Consider the following 17,383-nt stretch of genomic DNA (forward strand, 5'->3'; position numbering starts at 1 on the left):
AAAACAGACAAGATTCAACACGAAAAGGAGAAAAGGTTTACATGAAAGGATTAAAGAAAATCTTAACTGGTATCCTTGCTGGTGCTATGGCTCTTTCAATGACCATATCAGCAGGAACCGCAATGAAAGCTAATGCTGCAGCTGATAATACAATAACAGTTCAGAGTGCAGTAGAGGGAGAGACATACAATATTTATCGTCTTCTTGATTTAGATACAGCAGGATTAGCTACTGAAGATACTACAGAAGATGATGCATATTTGTATACAATAAACGATACTTGGAAAGGCTTCTGGACCACTGGTGCTGGTGCAAGCTATATTACAACAAATACAGTTGGTACAAGAACATATGTAGTATGGAAAGAAGATATGAAATCCGGAGCGCAGATGGAAGCTTTTGGTAAGGCTGCTGCAAAATATGCTGCAGATAATGGCGTAGCTCCCTCAGCAACTGCTGTAACAGTAGGAGATGATAACACTGCTAGTTGGACCGGACTTGAAAATGGTTATTATATGGTTACATCAACACTTGGTTCTGCTGTTTCAGTAGCATCTACTCCTGCAACCAAAAATAATGTAATTTCTGAGAAGAACCAGGGTAATACAACAGAGAAGCAGGTATTAGAAGGTAATACATATGGTTCAACAAGTGATGGAATGATTGGTGATTTAGTAACATTCCGTTCAAAAGTTGTAATTGCAAAGAACTCTGTAAATGTTGTTTATCATGATACTATGACAGGTGGTCTTACATGGACCGGTGCAGCTGATACTAAGGTTTATACTGATGAGGCATGTACTGAAGAACTTGCTGCTTCAAATTATGCAGTTGCAGCAGGAACAGCTCCTGAAACATTTACTGTTTCATTTACAAAAGCATATCTTGATGGAATTGCTGAGGCATCTGTTAATCTTTATATTAAGTACAACGCTAATATAAATGATAAGGCTGTTGTAGCTACAGCAGAAACAAATACTCCTAAAATCACTTGGGGTGAAAACGGAACTTATACAGGAACACCTACAGAGACATACGTTCGCAAGTTCCAGATTTTGAAATATGACGCCACAGATTCTACCAAGAAGGCTCTTGCAGGTGCCAAGTTCCAGCTTTACACATCTGCTAATGGTGGTGATGCTATAAACGTTGCTGTAAGTAGTGATGGTAAAACTTATAGAGTTGTATATGAAGAGGATAAGATTCCTGCTGGATATACAGTTGTTACAGACAAAAAGATGACAACTCTTGATAATGGAACATTGCACGTTGAAGGAGTAGATTCTGTAACATATTATCTTGAGGAGACAGATGCTCCTGTAGGATACAATAAGCTTACTGAGAGAGTAGCAGTTACAGTTAGTGCTGATAATTCAGTTATAGTTGACGTTCCTAATAGTTCAGGTGCAGTTCTTCCTTCAACAGGTGGAATTGGTACAACAATCTTCTATATCATCGGTGGACTTCTCATCGTAGCTGCTGTTGTATTCTTCGTAGTACGCAGAAAGGCTGATGCAGAGTAATCTGTGATCAGAAGGAAATAAGTTTTAAGCAAAATAAAATTACTTGAATTGAATCTTGTTTCTGTAGACATATAGATATAGAAACATACTGTAATTCCGGTGCGGACCCATCCGCCCGCACCGGAATACAGATTTTTCAAGGCAATTTATGAAGAGTCTGTATAGACTTATTATATGGATGGATTTTAGATGAAGAGTAAGGGCTTTGCAAAGCAATTACCAAACCTCATATTTACAGTTATTTTTCTTGTCGGACTTGGAATATTTATGTATCCGTCCGTAAGTAATTATATAAATAGCAAGAACCAGAGTCATGCTATTTCAAAATATGATGAAGCTTTGGCAGCATTGAATGCTGAAGATTATGAAACATATTGGAATAAAGCTAAAGAATATAATGAGAAAATTGCAGCCAGAGGAATGAATTTCAACCTCTCAGAGGAAGAACTGGCTGAGTACCATTCAACCCTGGATCCGACCGGGACAGGAGTAATGGGACATATTGAGATAGAGAAGCTTGGAGTTGATCTTCCTATCTATCATGATGTTACAGAATCAGTATTGCAGGTCGGTATAGGACATATACCCGGAACATCGCTTCCTGCAGGCACGACCGGATCACATGCACTTTTATCCGGACACAGAGGACTTCCGTCTTCTAAATTGTTTTCTGACTTGGATCAGATGATTGAAGGAGATACATTCCTTTTACATATAATGAATCAGACCTTTGCTTATCAGGTTGATAATATACAGATTGTGCTTCCTGAGGAGACGCAGACTCTGACGATTTATCCTGAAAAAGACTATGTCACGCTTGTGACGTGTACACCTTATGGTGTTAACACCCACAGAATGCTCGTAAGGGGCAGGCGTGTTGATTATAATGAAGAAACCAGACTTATAGTTCCTGCTGATGCAACAAAGTTCAATAACCTTATTGTTGCACCTTTTATTGCAGGACCGATCATATTAGTTCTATTTATTTGGTTTTTAATAAGTACATCTAACCATGGTAAAAAGAAAAAGGCTATGACGCAGGATGATTTGCGCAGCCGTTTGAGGTAGGTTTATATGAAGATGTTTGAAAAGGTGAAAAAACTGATAATAGGAGCTGCGACGCTTAGCATGTCAGCGATGCTCCTGCTCCCAGGGGCAGTGGCACACGCAAGTGATGCGAGTAATAATGGACTCGGCACTATTGACTTGAGCAGAGATGCAACGCTGTCAGTATATTATAACTTCGAGGCTACCGGAGATATTCCCGGATATGGTCAGATGCCCGGAGTTAAAGTTAATGCGTACAAGCTTGCATCGATATCAGAGACGGGCCAGTTTTCATTGGTGGCTCCCTTTGACAGTCTTGGTCTTGAAGTTACAGACGTATATTCAATTGCTGATCAGGAAAAATGGAACAAGATAATTACCGAGGCTTCCAAATGTATTGTAGAAAACAATGTTCTGCCAAGCTATTCTGCAATTTCAGAGGCTGATGGATTTGCAAGATTAGGCACTGTTGATAAGGGCTTATATCTTGGAATCAGTGATAAGATAGTTATAGATGAGATTGAATATAAGTATTGGGATTTTCTTTCAGTAGTTCCAGGACCCAATAACCTTGATGTAAATGAGGGCAATGCATGGGATGGAACATGGAGTAACGCGATATATGATGTTATAGCTATTCCCAAGAGAGAGGCTATAAGACTTGAAGGTGATCCTGAGGAATTCAATGTTTATAAGCAGTGGGTTGATGAGGGAGCAAGTGACAGACCTACATCTATATCTGTTAACATATTCTGTGACGGAACACTTTTGGAAACAGTACAGCTTTCAGGCGACAATAACTGGCAGTATAGCTGGAGATACGAGAGGGGACATAATTTCAGCGTTGAGGAAGTATTGAATTCAAATCTGTATACCCCTAGCGTTTCAAGAAATGCGAACTCATTCGTAATTGTAAATACCAGAAATCCTGAGACACCGGAGACACCTCCGGATAAACCGAAGAAACCGAAGAAGCCTAAAAATCCGGAATCACCTAAAAATCCTGATAATCCGTCTCCTGAACCGGAGTCTAACGAAGAATATCCTGATGTTCTTGGAGCAATAAGAGATTTTATCGGAGAGCTTCCTGAAGTATTAGGTGCAAGGAGACTTCCGCAGACAGGTCAGCTTTGGTGGCCGATTCCGATTCTTGCAATTCTTGGAATTGTTTTGATATTCCTTGGATTTAGGAGCGAGAAGCGCAGAAAATAATTGGGGATTGATTGGGGGCTTACTTTAAGTTTCAAAAGGTGGGCTTAACATGAAAATAATAACAAAAGGTAGAATAATGATTCTTCTGGGAATCCTGTGCTTTGGGATTGCTGCGAATATCGTAGTACATAATCAGAGTGAGGATTTGGAAGCAGGAGTAAGTGCTGCGGGACTTCTTGAAGAAGTGGAAGCGCAGGTTACCAATGCTCCTATAGAGAAAAATCCCAGAGGAGCCATGAAATCTGTCGATGTAAATGGACAGTCATTTGTCGGGATAATTGAGATCCCTGCAATAGATATCAGACTTCCGATTCAGACAGTATGGTCATCTCAGAACGCAAAGACCGCGCCCTGCAGATATAAGGGTTCGGTATATGAGAATAACCTTATCGTAGCAGGTCACAATTATCAGAGACATTTTGGTAATCTTAAGAATCTGCTCGTTGGCGATGAGATAATAGTTACGGATGTAGATGGCAGACAGTATCACTACGAGGTTACCTATATTGAAGACATAGGAACCTATGAAGTTGATAAGATGGACGAAGGCACATGGGATTTTACCGTATTTACCTGTACCATAGGTGGTGCCAGCCGTGTGACTGTCAGATGTGACTTTGTAAAAATGGAAGCTCCCGGATCCGCGGAGTCTATAACAAAAGAAATTGAAGAAGCTGTTTCAGCTGAGTAAGATAAAACCTGTTTCCCGTTCCGGGAAGCAGGTTTTTATCGTTTTTTTATCATTATTTTAATTGATTTTCAGAGTATTTTCATGTGTGGCATGATAGAATCAAATTGGTAAATCGCGAATCTATTTATCGAATTCCGGGTTAGGCGCACTCTGTAAAGCTACCAGAGTGCAGAAAGGATAGTGTTATGAAACCACAACAGTATAGACTCGCCAATAGAGTAAGTTTTATAGTATGTATAATTATTATTTGCAGCGGAATACTGATGACTTTTATCAGCATGGCACGAATCGGACTTAGAATAGGACATGTTTTTATTATCCTTAGTGCTATTGTTGGCATAGCAATGCTGTGCGCAGGGAATTTTAAGTTTTCTGAAGTAAAAATGGGATCAATTCTTATTATGGGAGGATCTACTATATTTTACTTTGTTTTGCTGATTGCAGAGAATGATATTGTCTATTTTGCTTTCGGACTTCCAATCCTCATATGCAGCATAGTATATCTGAACATCAGGCTTAGCAGAATTGGAATCCTGGCTATATGTATATCATTTGCAATTACCGTAATAAAAGGAGCGGTTACTACCGGATCATTGGATATTCAATACCTGCCTGCTTTTATAACACTGGCGCTTGCGTTTATTACCAGTCTTAGTGTTGTAGGACTTCTTACAAAATTTAACGATGAAAACAATGATGCGATAAGCCATGCTGCTGAGAGAACACTGGAAAACGGAAACAAGATGGCAGAAATCGCAAACACGATAACAGATCTTTTTAACAACTCGCAGGAAAACCTTGCAGGCCTTCAGCAGATAATTGAGACTCAGCATACGGGAATGCAGGATATTGCAACAAGTATGGAAAGCACAGCAAATGCGGTTGCACATCAGGCAGATAAGGTTCAGCAGATACAGCAGGAGACACAGACAACTGAAGAGCACACTCAGGAGATGTCGAAGGCTTCTCAGCAGACGCAGGATACTGTTCGTGAGGGTGTTAAGGTTATTGGAGAACTAAAGGATAAGTCAAGAGATGTTGCGTCTACCAGCCAGATAACAGTTGAGGCTACTCAGGCGGTTATCAATAAGGTAGAAGAGGTTCAGAAGATAGTTGGTGCTATTATGTCAATTTCGAAGCAGACCAACCTTCTTGCACTTAATGCCAGCATCGAGGCTGCAAGAGCGGGTGAAGCCGGTAAGGGATTTGCGGTTGTTGCTAATGATGTAAGAAATCTGGCAGGTGAAACAAATAACGCTTCTACTGAAATTACAAGGATCATCAATGAGCTTACCGAGGATGTTCAAAAGGCTATGGCAAGTATTGATGACACCGTTGCTTCCGTGGCCGAGCAAAATGACATGATTGAGACTGTTGGCAACAACTTTGACAGTATCAATGTTAACGTAACAGATATGTTAGACAGATTTGTTGATATCGAACGTGGTATGCAGACTATCGCGGCATCTACTACCGAGATAAATGATGGCATTTCAAATCTTTCGGCCACCAGCCAGGAGGTAGCAGCTCTGTCCGGTGATGGAGCAAAATCAGCAAGTCAGGCTGTAAGTCAGTTTGAAGATTTCAAAGCTATACTTCTTGAAATCTTCCAGCAGGCTAACAAGCTAAAGGATATGCAGACAAATTAGTCATATCGAACTAAGAGGCAGCAAAGTCTGCCGGCAACGAAATATAAAAACCCGCTTCCATTCTTGTGGGAACGGGTTTTTCCACGTAAGTAGAGAATCCTTAAGGCATAGGCCTTTTGAAAGATTTTTATCTTTTTCATGATTGTGATTACATTAAGTAATTGTGGTAAAATGGATAAGTATAGTAATAACTGATAAATGGAGGATAAAGATGGCATTAGAAAAGATTCAACCTATTGAGGTTTTTAAATGGTTTGAGGAGATCTGCAACATTCCTCACGGCTCCCACAATGTGAAGAAGATTAGTAATTTTTTGGTTAAGTTTGCCAAGGAGAGAAATCTCTATGTCAGACAGGATAAGGAACTTAATGTAGTTATCAAAAAGCCCGGAACCAAGGGCTATGAGAACCACGAGCCTGTTATTCTTCAGGGACATATGGATATGGTTGCCGTTAAGGAGAAGGAAGCCAAGATCAATATGGAAAAGGACGGACTTGACGTCACAACAGACGGCGAGTTTGTTTGGGCAAACGGAACAAGTCTTGGAGGAGATGACGGAATAGCTGTTGCATATTGTCTTGCAATTCTTGACAGTGATAAGATTCCCCATCCGCCACTTGAGGTGATCATCACAACCAACGAGGAAGTCGGCATGGACGGAGCTATGGCTCTTAAGTGCAATGACATCGAGGGTAAGAGACTTATCAATATAGATAATGAAGAAGAGGGAGTCATGATCGTAAGCTGTGCCGGCGGTGCCAGATTCCACGGTTTTCTCCCTATCACCAGAGAGAATAAAAGCGGTATTAAGGTTAAGATTCATGTAAAAGGATTAAAAGGCGGACATTCCGGTGAGATGATCGTAAAGGGCAGAGGCAATGCCAATGTTATCATGGGCAGACTTCTTCTTGAAATTACAGATGCTCTTGAGATTGGACTTATCAGCTTAAATGGCGGAGTAGCGGATAACGCAATTGCCTCAGATTGTGAAGCTGAGCTTCTTCTTATGGGACTTGCTTCTCAGACCCACGGCAACATTACAGGCCCTGATGTTTCCTTCTTCTCACTTTATGGCAAGCTTACGTCAATTGCATATAAGGTGGAAGAGGAATTAAAGCAAGAACTTGGAAGCCGCGACCCCGATCTTTCAATTGTTGTTACGGAGGTTCATGAAACAAGCCTTCCGCCTGAAAAAACCGATGTATCAAACATGGCTTCAGTAAACCTTGATTCCAGTGTCGATGCCTTTACAGAGACTAAGGAAAAGAGAGAGGTTATTTCCGGAGTTATTCCGTGTGAAGAGGTTATTGAGCTGGCAAGATGTATATGCTCCATGCCAAACGGAGTTCAGGCAATGAGCGCATCTATTGAGGGTCTGGTAGAGACATCTCTTAACCTTGGAATTCTTAAGATTGTTAACAACAAGATGGGAGCTATTGAAGGAGAAGGCGCTGCAAGTCAGGCCGGAACCGTTGATGAAGCGTTCCTACTTGATTATTCCGTGAGAAGTTCTGTGGCACCTGCAAAGGCAGCACTCATTCGCAAGCTGGAGATAATCATGGAGAGCTTTAATGGACTTCATGAACTCTCCGGTGAATATCCCGGATGGGCTTATCGTGAGAAATCAGAGCTTCGTGATAAGATGGCAGAGGTATTTAAGAAGCTTTATAAAAAGGATATGAATATTCAGGCCATTCATGCAGGTCTGGAGTGTGGCCTGTTTTCAGAGAAAATTGAAGGGCTTGACTGTGTATCGATCGGACCTGATATGCAGGATATTCACTCGACCTCGGAGAAGCTGAGCGTTGCTTCCACCAAGAGAACCTGGGAGTATCTGTGCGCTGTGCTTAAGGAACTTTGATGATTTGACTGGTTTGATTTAGTGAAGAGTTTTGTGAGGGAGTTAATCATGAGCAGAGAAAGCGGAATTCTTATGCCGGTGTTTTCACTGGCTTCTAAGTATGGTATTGGTTGTTTTTCGAAGGAAGCCTATGACTTCGTGGATTTTCTTGAAAAGTCCTATCAGGGCTTCTGGCAGATACTTCCTATAGGACCTACGGGCTTTGGCAACTCACCATATCAGCCAATCTCAGCCTTTGCAGGTAACCCATACTATATTTGCCTTGAGACATTGATTGAGGAAGGTATTTTATCATATGAGGATGTAAACGTCGATTTTGGGACTGATCCTGAAAAAGTGGATTACGGAAAATTATATGAGAATCGCCCTGTAATATTGCGAAAGGCTTATGAGAATTTTATTGAAAAGGGTGAGCTTAAGGAATTCAAAGAGTACAAAAAGGCTCATAAATACTGGCTTGAGGACTATGCCTTATATGTTGCCATAAAGGCTTCTCAGGATGGAAAATCGTGGCTTGAGTGGCCTGATGACTTAAGAAAAAGAGATGAAAAAGCTCTCGAGAAGGCGCGAAAGACTTTCAAGGATGAGATTGAATTCATCAGCTTTGAACAGTTCAAATTTGATGAGCAGTGGAAAAAGCTTCATGAATATGCTCTGGAGCACAAGGTAAAGATAATAGGTGACCTTCCGTTTTATGTTGCCATGGATAGTGCTGACAGCTGGTCTCATCCTGAGGTATTCCAGATGGACAAGGATCTTGTTCCAAAGGCTGTTGCAGGCTGTCCGCCTGATGCATTTTCAGCAAAGGGTCAGCTTTGGGGGAATCCTGTTTATGACTGGACTGCACTTAAAAAAGACGGATATTCCTGGTGGTTACAGAGAATAGAGCGCAACTACGAGTGGTTTGATGTCATAAGGATCGATCATTTCCACGGCTTTGCTGAGTATTATGAGATACCCTATGGAGATGAGGATGCGACAGGTGGCAAGCAGATGAAAGGCCCCGGCATGGATCTTTTCAAAGCGCTTGAGAAGAAGCTCGGTAAGCTTCATATGATAGCTGAGGATCTTGGAACCACTACAGAGGAAAATATAAAGCTCCTTGAGGATTCGGGATTTCCCGGCATGAAGGTGCTGCAGTATGGCTTTACCAGTTGGGACAGTATATATGTTAATCACAGGCATATACCAAACTGTGTAGTTTATACCGGAACCCATGATAATACGCCTACCTTTGCCTGGGTTCAGGAGATAAATGAAGGCGAGCGCGATTTTACAAGGCGATATGTAAATTCCATGAATACTGATTATGGCGCATTTGTCTGGGATATCATAAGAGAAGCCTATAGGTCTGTTGCTAATCTTTGCATAGTTCCGCTTGTGGATTATCTGTGCAAGGGGAAGGAAGCGAGAATAAATACGCCCGGAACCGCAGACGGAAACTGGATGTGGAGACTTACGCCCAATTATCTTTCAAATGACCTTGCTAACAGCATAAGACTTTTGGCGGAAACCTACAGCAGAATTCCGCAGGAGAAAGATGAATAAATGAGATACTAGTGCATAAATGCCTTTTGGATTTAGTCCGGGAGGCATTTTTTTCTGTATAAAAATTCCTTCGACTTTCTTATCAGTATAAATGGAATCCCTCCTAATTTGGGGTAAATAAAAATGTAGTGTGAAGATAATGGTTTAAGCTACATGAGCCGATATATGCTATAAGAGAGTATAGATTATTGGAAATGAAATTCAAGAATTTATGAGTCAGAGTAAGCAGAAGGGTTAGGAGAGCGTTATGAGTTACGATCTATCATCTTCCATAAACAGAATGACGGATCTATATCTTGAAAAGGCGGGACTGTCAACAAAGGGATCGTCTTTATACTCTGACGGTATTTATTCTCTTGGAAAAGGAAACCGGAAGGATGCTGTAGAAGCTATATCAAGCAATTTTTCAAAAGCAGACAAGGCGAAGAAGAGTTTTGGAAAAGAGTTTTCAGACGTCTATGATTCGATGCAGGCTATGAGAGTTCTTGATGATACCATGAGACAGAGCTATGAGATAAATCATAGGAATGACGATAAGAAGTCTGGCAGGGATTCCCACTCGGCGCTGACTTTTTCAAAGGGGAGCAGCAGGATAATGGATATGCTCACAGCCGAGATAAGCTCCGAAATGGACGACAAAGTTGCAAAGGCCATGAAGGACGGCCTTGAAGGAATCGGAAAGTAATGACGCGTATCCACAGAAGAGCGCTTTATTTAAAGAAATCCAAAGGAATTTCTAATAAATAAAAAGACCATCAGAGATGGTCTTTAGGAATAACAAAATAAATATGAGGACATTGGTTACTGCTTAAAATAATCTCGTACAGCCATCAGGACAAAACCAAGTTCGTTCCTGGCCTGGAAATCAGAGCCTTCAACGTGCCAGTTCTGAGGCGGAGTAATAAGAGTACCGTCCTGTGAAATAATATCATCTTTAGCGAGGCCGGCTCCATAGATATCATCTGTTGGGCTGGCTTCGACTATTACTGAATCGCCGGTGGATTTAAGTGCATCGGAGAAATTCTTGTCAGACAGGAATTTGCCGACATTTGCATTGAAAATAATCTCCCGGCAACATTTTTTCCAAATAACTTCGTCAAAGTTCTTAACCTGCATTCCGAGCTTTTCGCAAAGGGCAGGGTCTTCCTCATTCATTATTTTTTTGTAGGTATCAACATCTCCGAACAGGAGAGCCTTTTCTGACATAATATACTGCGAAGCAGTGGTGTAGCGTCTTCCGTTTATGAAAATCGGATCACCCTTAAACCATAGTGAAAGCTGACAGTATTCGCTGTTTTTCTCTGCCATCCAGAAGCACACATATGTGTGAGGTTTATCATTTGCAACCTCTTCAATAAGCCAGTCGATGTGATACTTGTTGTATGGTGCATGTGAAAAGGTGGGCGGAATTACGGGCTTTGGCAGTTCTGGTGCTTCCGCAGCTTTGCTCTTTTTCTTGGGCTTTTTTTCAGATACTTCAGGTTCCTCATCTGTCTCGGAAGGACTTTCTGCTTCGGATTCAGAGAAATCGGCTTTCGTTTTTTTCGTAGTCTTCTTCTTGGTTTCGGGTTTCGCCGGAGCAGCATCCTTTATGGCAGCAGAATATGCATCGAAGCTCAGCCTATCCTGAACTACAAAGCATATATCATCAAAGCTATCCGGATGATCGTTCAAAAACGTGGTTATTGTAGAAAGTGCAACCTTTGAAGCCTTATCTAAAGGATAGCCGTATTCACCTGTTGAAATGGAAGGGAAAGCGATTTTCTTGATGCCTTTTTCGGCAGCGATTTTAAGGGCGCTGAGATAGCAGGAGGTGAGAAGTTCTTCCTCACCTGCCATACCGCCCATCCATACAGGACCTACAGAGTGGATGATATAGTCACATGGAAGATTGTAACCAAGTGTGAGCTTGGAGTCACCGGTTTCACAGCCATTTAGTGTGCGGCACTCAGTCTTCAGCTGAGGTCCGGCAGCTCTATGTATGATTCCATCGAGACCACCGCCTCCCAGAAGAGAGTTGTTAGCCGGATTAATTATTGCGTCAAAACCTGTAACTTTTGTAATATCACCCTGAATCACGCGAATCATGATGTCCCCCTTTAAGTCCGGTATGATTATTATTGCTTTTTTAAAGAATTAACCCTGATAACCGACAGCCTTGTTAACTGCATCCTGTGCAATAGCAAGGTTGACAAAACCAAAATTAAATAACTGAAGAATCAAGAAGAGGACTGAAGAACCGCCGCTTGGCATATTCTTAAGGTAATCAGTCTTCTCGCCAAGTTTGTATGCCCAGTACCATCCGTAAATATGACATGTAACTATATTCAGAATAAATGCCAAAGCACCTGATGTATCGTTGTTACGGTTGCTGAGCTGGTTGACCTCATCCGTAAGAACAATAAACCAGTAGATGTAGTAGACACCAAAAGTAAGAAAAGAGAATAAAATGGAAAGAATGATATTTCTTCCTGTAATTCCTGTTGCAGGTCCGTAATAGGGAACCTGCTGATATCCGTAATTATTAGGGTCGCCCTGATAGCCGTAGCCATTAGGTGCTCCCTGATATCCATAACCGCCCTGATTATAACCATTATTCTGAGGGTCAAATCCTAAAGGCTGGTCGCCTCCTGTGAAGCCTGTGTTAACATCCTGCTGAGGTGTAAAGCCTGCGTTTCCATCCTGCTGAGGTGTGAAGCCTGCGTTCACGTCCTGCTGAGGTGCAAAACCTGTATTCATATCCGGCAAAGGGCCAGCACCTGTATTTACGCTCTGATCCGACACCTCTAGCTTTGCGCCGCAATTGGTACAAAATTTAGCGTTGTCGGGATTTTCTGCCCCGCAATTTGTACAAAACATTTCGTCTCCTCCTAAAAATTCCGATTTGAATTACCTGATTATTATATCACAATATAGTGTATAATTATTCCAAAAGGGGGAAAAAATTATGCCGATTTTGGGAGCTTTCATGGTACCTCATCCGCCTATTATGCTGCCGGAGGTGGGTAATGGCGAGGAGAAGAAAATAGCAGAGGTTACTGCTGCTTACGAACAGGTTGCAGATGAGATCGCATCGCTTAAGCCTGATACTATAGTTATCTCAAGTCCGCACAGTATCATGTACGCGGACTATTTCCACATTTCTCCGGGAAAAACTGCATATGGTGACATGGGAAAATTCAACGCTGAGGAAGTCAGTTTTGATGCAGAGTATGATACTGAGCTTGTGGATGAAATCTGCAGGATAGCTGAGATGGGCGGCGCTGATGCATCTGAAAAGGATGATTCTAAAGACGGGCAAAAGGGGCTTGCCCTTCACGAGTTTCCGGCAGGTACTATGGGTGAGCGTGATCCCAGACTTGATCATGGAACAATAATTCCGCTTTATTATATCTGTAAAAAATATACTGATTTTAAGCTTGTGAGAATAGGCCTTTCCGGGCTTCCTCTTGCGCTTCATTATCAGATGGGACAGATAATACAGAAGGCTGTCAATAATACCGGAAGACGTATTGTCTATGTTGCGAGCGGAGATCTTTCCCACAAGATGAAGGAAGAAGGCCCTTACGGTTTCGCTCCCGAGGGACCTCAGTATGATGAACGGATAATGGAGGTATGCGGAAGAGGCGATTTTAAACGACTCTTTGAATTTGAAGATAGTTTTTGTGAAAAGGCTGCTGAGTGCGGACATAGATCCTTTGTTATGATGGCCGGTGCTCTTGACGGATTATCAGTAAAGGCAGAGGCACTTGTTCATGCTGCCACCTTTGGAGTAGGATACGGCATTTGCCGATTTGAGGTTGGCGGACCTGATGATAGCAGGCATTTCCTTGATATATGGAGAAAAGAGAAGCTTGAAGAACTCAGAAAGCGCCAGAAGGATGAGGATCCTTATGTGAAAATCGCGAGGTACTCACTTGAAAGCTACGTGAATGCAGGTAAGACACTGCATGTTAAGGATATTACAGGTGGAAAGCCGGGCGTTTCTGCAAAAAAGAGTTTAGATACTGATTTTGAAAATAGCACTGCTAGTGATGTGGGAAATGGTCTGGATACTGATGAATCGGGCTTTGACTTGGGGAAACTTCCTGAGGAACTTTTTTCACAGAAGGCAGGAGCGTTTGTCTCAATACATAAGAACGGAGCCCTCCGTGGATGCATTGGAACTATTTCGCCTACCTGTGACTGCGTTGCAGAGGAGATTCTGCAGAATGCCATAAGCGCAGGGACAAATGATCCGAGATTCCCTATGATAACACCGGATGAGCTTCCATGGCTTGAGATAAGCGTTGATGTTCTTGACGAGCCTGAACCAATCTCATCACCTGATCAGCTTGATGTTAAGCGCTATGGCGTAATTGTAAGAAATGGTTTCAAGAAAGGTTTGCTTCTTCCTAACCTTGATGGCGTGGACAGCGTTATTCAGCAGATAAATATAGCTTGCCAGAAAGCCGGAATTCCCAAGGGAGAAGAGATAAGCCTTGAGAGATTTGAAGTTGTAAGGCATATATAAGAGAAAAATAAGAAATTTAAAGAGATATCTAAGAAGACAAAAAGAGATATCTAAGAAGACAAAAAGAGATATCTTAGAAGACAAAAAGAGATATCTAAGAAGACAAAAAGAGATATCTAAGAAGACAAAAAAAGAGATATCTAGGGAATCTTTATGAGATATATGGAAAACCTAAAATATATAGGAATTCAATAATATATGCAGTAGGGAACGACTCTATTCGCGGCCGCATCAAGTGAAAAACACCTGTTGCGGCCGCTCTTTTAATGAATAGCTGACTATCATAAGAAAATTTCGGTGAATTAAGCGGCCGCAATAGGCGTGAATCAAAATTTGTGGCTGCTTTTTTAAGAATTATTGTCTAATTACAAGAAAATTCAGGAGGATTGAGCGGCCGCAATAGGCGTGAATCAAAATTTGCGGCTGCTTTTTTTAAGAATTATTGTCTAATTACAAGAAAATTCAGGAGGATTAAGCGGCCGCAATAGGTGTGAACCATCAGTTGCGGCTGCTTTTTTTAAGAATTATTGTCCAATTACAAGAAAATTCAGGAGGATTAGGCGGCCGCAATAGGTTGAGATCATCATTTGCGGCCGCATTAAGTACAGAACACAACAAATGCGGCCGCGCATTTTAAGAATAACTGACTAATCAGAAGAGAATTAAGGTGAATCCAGCGACTGCATATAATCTATACCATCAATTGCTGCATATTTTTATCTGCTCCTATATGTTCTCAAATATTAAAAGACCAATTTTGCATCGCACCCGTTGACAAATGTAACTGTATGGCGTACTATCCTAAGTGTACTAGATGATATAGTACACTATAAACAGGAGGACAATATGCTGATAGAGATTGATTACAGAGATAAAAGACCTCTGTATGAGCAGATTTCAGGGAAGCTTGAAGAGCTCATACTATGTGGTGTCATAAGTTCAGACGAGTCTCTTCCTTCGGTGCGTTCACTTGCAATGGACCTATCCATCAATCCAAATACGATTCAAAAGGCATACGATGCTCTTGAACAGAGGGGATTGTGTTATTCCGTGACAGGAAGGGGGCGGTTTGCCGCTCCGGTAGACGAGGTGCTTCCTGCCAAAAAGCTTGAGGTATTTAACGAACTGGACGCAGTCGTTGATAAGGCCTTGAAGATTGGAATGACAGAAAAAGAGATTGTAGACAGGGTTCATGAAAAGGCAATAAGGGGTAACACAGGAGGAAAGGTATGATTCAGGTAAGTAATTTATCAAAAAGATTTGATGATATACAGGCAATTGCCGGTATAGATCTTACCATCGAAGACGGACAGGTCTTTGGACTTGTGGGAACAAACGGAGCCGGCAAGAGTACATTCCTTAGAATGGCAGCGGGAATATTAAAGCCGGATACCGGTTCAATAGCGATAGATGGAAGACCGGTGTATGAGAATCCGGAGGTGAAGAACGAGCTGTTTTACATTTCAGATGATACAGCATTCTTCCCGAATACGACGCCGAAGGAGATGGCTACATTCTATAGCAGAATCTATCCCGACTACAGAATAGACAGATTCGACATACTCATGGGGAACTTCGGACTTGATAAAAACAGAAAAATCAAAACATTTTCAAAAGGTATGAAAAAACAGTTATCAATTATTCTGGGTATTGCAGCAAATACCAGATATCTGTACTGCGATGAGACCTTTGATGGTCTTGATCCTGTTATGAGACAGGCGGTTAAGAGCCTTTTCATAGGGGATATGGCATCAAGAAAATTCACACCTATAATTGCATCACACAATTTACGAGAGCTTGAGGATATCTGTGATACAGTGGGACTTCTTCACAAGGGAGGAATTCTTCTGTCAAAGAATCTTGATGATGCCAAGGCTGATGTTCATAAGCTTCAGTGCGTTTTCAGAGATGATGTGAGCCGAAAGAGAATAGAAGAGAAGCTTTGCATACTTACTACGGAGGAGAGAGGAAAACTCGTTACCATGACTATAAGAGGTCAGGAGGATGAAATAAATGATGCTTTAAGAGCGGAGGCTCCGATTTTTATGGAGATATTGCCGCTGTCTCTTGAAGAAATCTTTATTAGCGAAACGGGGGTACAGGGATATGACATCAAAAAGATTATTTGCTAATTTGCTTAAGGAAAATACAAAACGAAGACTCTGGCCTATAGCACTTTCAATCGCTGCTAATTTCTTTGCTCAGATAGTTTATGCAGTACTTATTATGGGACACTATGCTGACAGACTGCTTGATCAGCGCACAACAATAGGCGAAATAAGAATTGCTTTCTTCCGAAGTGTTGCAGGATTGCTGAATGTTCCGGTGCTTATTATTGTTGTGGGAATGGCATTCGTCATTGCGATGCAGGGGTACTTTTATCTGTTTGATTCAAAACAGACAGATCTTTACTATTCACTACCGGTAAAGAGACAGAAGATATTCGATGCATTCAATATTATAGGAATTCTGATATTTGTTATTCCTTATATCATTTGTCATATCATTACCGTGATAATGGGACTTACAAGAGGATATGTTGAAGTAAGGAACCTTCCGTTATTTGCTGCTTCAGCACTTTTGGTAATCCTTGAGTTTTTACTTTGCTATGAGGTTTGTGTTCTGGCAGCAGTACTCACAGGCCACGTGGTTGTTGCAGCGCTTGGATGCGGAGTGTTTTTCTTCTTAGGACCGATAGCCGGTGGACTTAAAGAATCGATGATGTCCATATTCTTTTCAAGCTACTATAGCGATTCATCATTTGGAGCTAAATACTTTTATTCACCGATTGGCCTTATGTATAACCTGACAAATGAAATACTGGCCGGAAAAGATGCGGCATTAAGACTTTACGCGGGTAAGGCACTTACAACTCTTATTCTCACTGTTGTGGTCACCGCTTTGTGCTTTGTACTAAGCCGCATTCTTATAAATAAAAGGCCTGCAGAAGCTGCAGGAAAAGCTATGGCATTTGAAATTACAAAGCCTGTTCTGAAGGTTGCTATCATGATCCAATGTCATTTACTTTAGCAGATTTTCGTAAATAACGAAGATCTGCTTTTTTCTTACCCCTAACAAAAATTATTATGAAAAATAGTTGACAAGCCGTTCAAAATGCGCGGCCGCACTCGTTACTGATGCTGTTTAGAGGTAACGAGTGCGGCCCTTGTAGTGAAGGCATAAACGTTACTTTCACTACAAGGAGGCACTTATATGAAACATTCTGACGCAGTTAAGGCACTGTTACTTGCTACCATTAGCGAAATCGCAGATGACCCCAAATTGTATGCAGTCAATCCGGGTAAGGATTTCACAAGAAATCGCAAACTTGGATTTCAC

General features: G+C 41.5%; 14 protein-coding genes and 1 pseudogene. 12 read left to right on the plus strand and 3 right to left on the minus strand.

Annotation, left to right across the window (positions count from 1 at the left end; all coding sequences use genetic code 11):
* The first annotated feature begins 41 nt into the window (after window positions 1-41).
* The 8 genes from G586_RS0116015 (at window position 42) to G586_RS0116050 (ending at window position 10,216) form a co-directional block, all read left to right on the plus strand.
* A complete protein-coding gene (locus G586_RS0116015) occupies window positions 42-1,523 on the plus strand; it encodes a SpaH/EbpB family LPXTG-anchored major pilin (protein ID WP_026528535.1) in 1,482 nt (493 codons plus the stop codon).
* Between the two features lie 189 nt (window positions 1,524-1,712).
* On the plus strand, window positions 1,713-2,591 hold the full coding sequence (locus tag G586_RS23475) for a class C sortase (protein WP_051204855.1): 879 nt from the start codon (window positions 1,713-1,715) through the stop codon (window positions 2,589-2,591).
* A 6-nt stretch (window positions 2,592-2,597) separates the two neighbouring features.
* Window positions 2,598-3,782, plus strand: a complete 1,185-nt coding sequence (locus tag G586_RS25165) for a Cna B-type domain-containing protein (protein WP_026528536.1) — start codon at window positions 2,598-2,600, stop codon at window positions 3,780-3,782.
* 49 nt (window positions 3,783-3,831) lie between these two features.
* Entirely contained in the window at window positions 3,832-4,473 is a 642-nt protein-coding gene (locus tag G586_RS23480) for a sortase (protein WP_051204856.1), read from the plus strand.
* Window positions 4,474-4,751: 278 nt separating this feature from the next.
* A complete protein-coding gene (locus G586_RS0116035; protein ID WP_196811624.1) occupies window positions 4,752-6,122 on the plus strand; it encodes a methyl-accepting chemotaxis protein in 1,371 nt (456 codons plus the stop codon).
* A gap of 211 nt (window positions 6,123-6,333) precedes the next feature.
* Window positions 6,334-7,983, plus strand: coding sequence for an aminoacyl-histidine dipeptidase (locus G586_RS0116040; RefSeq protein ID WP_026528538.1), 1,650 nt, complete (start codon window positions 6,334-6,336; stop codon window positions 7,981-7,983).
* Between the two features lie 48 nt (window positions 7,984-8,031).
* Entirely contained in the window at window positions 8,032-9,531 is a 1,500-nt protein-coding gene (malQ, locus tag G586_RS23485) for a 4-alpha-glucanotransferase (RefSeq protein WP_035773458.1), read from the plus strand.
* Between the two features lie 247 nt (window positions 9,532-9,778).
* Window positions 9,779-10,216 (plus strand): hypothetical protein, encoded by a 438-nt coding sequence (locus G586_RS0116050; RefSeq protein WP_026528539.1) that lies wholly within the window; start codon window positions 9,779-9,781, stop codon window positions 10,214-10,216.
* 116 nt (window positions 10,217-10,332) lie between these two features.
* On the opposite strand, the gene G586_RS27555 is transcribed toward G586_RS0116050, so the two are convergent.
* The 3 genes and pseudogenes from G586_RS27555 to G586_RS25755 all read right to left on the minus strand — a co-directional run bounded on the left by G586_RS27555 (window position 10,333) and on the right by G586_RS25755 (window position 12,390).
* Window positions 10,333-10,839, minus strand: coding sequence for an NADAR family protein (locus G586_RS27555; protein WP_242832043.1), 507 nt, complete (start codon window positions 10,837-10,839; stop codon window positions 10,333-10,335).
* 279 nt (window positions 10,840-11,118) lie between these two features.
* Window positions 11,119-11,619, minus strand: a pseudogene (locus G586_RS27560) (macro domain-containing protein); the annotation flags it as partial.
* Between the two features lie 48 nt (window positions 11,620-11,667).
* Window positions 11,668-12,390 carry a DUF4234 domain-containing protein gene (locus G586_RS25755; RefSeq protein ID WP_081674425.1) on the minus strand — a complete coding sequence of 241 codons (723 nt, stop codon included), beginning with the start codon at window positions 12,388-12,390 and terminating at the stop codon, window positions 11,668-11,670.
* Between the two features lie 88 nt (window positions 12,391-12,478).
* Here G586_RS25755 and amrA point away from each other — a divergent pair, with 88 nt between their 5' ends.
* The 4 genes from amrA to G586_RS0116080 all read left to right on the plus strand — a co-directional run bounded on the left by amrA (window position 12,479) and on the right by G586_RS0116080 (window position 17,074).
* Window positions 12,479-14,044, plus strand: a complete 1,566-nt coding sequence (gene amrA, locus G586_RS0116065) for an AmmeMemoRadiSam system protein A (RefSeq protein WP_026528541.1) — start codon at window positions 12,479-12,481, stop codon at window positions 14,042-14,044.
* 846 nt (window positions 14,045-14,890) lie between these two features.
* A complete protein-coding gene (locus G586_RS0116070; protein WP_242832042.1) occupies window positions 14,891-15,277 on the plus strand; it encodes a GntR family transcriptional regulator in 387 nt (128 codons plus the stop codon).
* Window positions 15,274-16,176 (plus strand): ABC transporter ATP-binding protein, encoded by a 903-nt coding sequence (locus tag G586_RS0116075; RefSeq protein ID WP_026528543.1) that lies wholly within the window; start codon window positions 15,274-15,276, stop codon window positions 16,174-16,176. Before G586_RS0116070 ends, G586_RS0116075 begins: the two co-directional genes overlap by 4 nt.
* Window positions 16,151-17,074: a hypothetical protein gene (locus G586_RS0116080; RefSeq protein WP_026528544.1), complete on the plus strand. Its 924-nt coding sequence runs from the start codon at window positions 16,151-16,153 to the stop codon at window positions 17,072-17,074. Before G586_RS0116075 ends, G586_RS0116080 begins: the two co-directional genes overlap by 26 nt.
* The last annotated feature ends 309 nt before the right edge of the window (window positions 17,075-17,383 follow it).

The organism is Butyrivibrio sp. VCD2006 (assembly GCF_000423925.1).
GTDB lineage: Bacteria > Bacillota > Clostridia > Lachnospirales > Lachnospiraceae > Butyrivibrio.

Excerpts from the sequence above, each read along its gene's own strand:
- G586_RS0116070 (WP_242832042.1), top strand. The coding sequence starts at position 14,891 with ATGCTGATAGAGATTGATTACAGAGATAAAAGACCTCTGTATGAGCAG.
- G586_RS23475 (WP_051204855.1), top strand. The coding sequence starts at position 1,713 with ATGAAGAGTAAGGGCTTTGCAAAGCAATTACCAAACCTCATATTTACA.
- G586_RS0116075 (WP_026528543.1), top strand. The coding sequence starts at position 15,274 with ATGATTCAGGTAAGTAATTTATCAAAAAGATTTGATGATATACAGGCA.
- G586_RS0116015 (WP_026528535.1), top strand. The coding sequence starts at position 42 with ATGAAAGGATTAAAGAAAATCTTAACTGGTATCCTTGCTGGTGCTATG.
- G586_RS27555 (WP_242832043.1), bottom strand. The coding sequence starts at position 10,839 with ATGGCAGAGAAAAACAGCGAATACTGTCAGCTTTCACTATGGTTTAAG.
- G586_RS25165 (WP_026528536.1), top strand. The coding sequence starts at position 2,598 with ATGAAGATGTTTGAAAAGGTGAAAAAACTGATAATAGGAGCTGCGACG.
- G586_RS25755 (WP_081674425.1), bottom strand. The coding sequence starts at position 12,390 with ATGTTTTGTACAAATTGCGGGGCAGAAAATCCCGACAACGCTAAATTT.
- malQ (WP_035773458.1), top strand. The coding sequence starts at position 8,032 with ATGAGCAGAGAAAGCGGAATTCTTATGCCGGTGTTTTCACTGGCTTCT.
- G586_RS0116035 (WP_196811624.1), top strand. The coding sequence starts at position 4,752 with ATGGCACGAATCGGACTTAGAATAGGACATGTTTTTATTATCCTTAGT.
- amrA (WP_026528541.1), top strand. The coding sequence starts at position 12,479 with ATGCCGATTTTGGGAGCTTTCATGGTACCTCATCCGCCTATTATGCTG.
- G586_RS0116080 (WP_026528544.1), top strand. The coding sequence starts at position 16,151 with ATGACATCAAAAAGATTATTTGCTAATTTGCTTAAGGAAAATACAAAA.
- G586_RS23480 (WP_051204856.1), top strand. The coding sequence starts at position 3,832 with ATGAAAATAATAACAAAAGGTAGAATAATGATTCTTCTGGGAATCCTG.
- G586_RS0116050 (WP_026528539.1), top strand. The coding sequence starts at position 9,779 with ATGAGTTACGATCTATCATCTTCCATAAACAGAATGACGGATCTATAT.
- G586_RS0116040 (WP_026528538.1), top strand. The coding sequence starts at position 6,334 with ATGGCATTAGAAAAGATTCAACCTATTGAGGTTTTTAAATGGTTTGAG.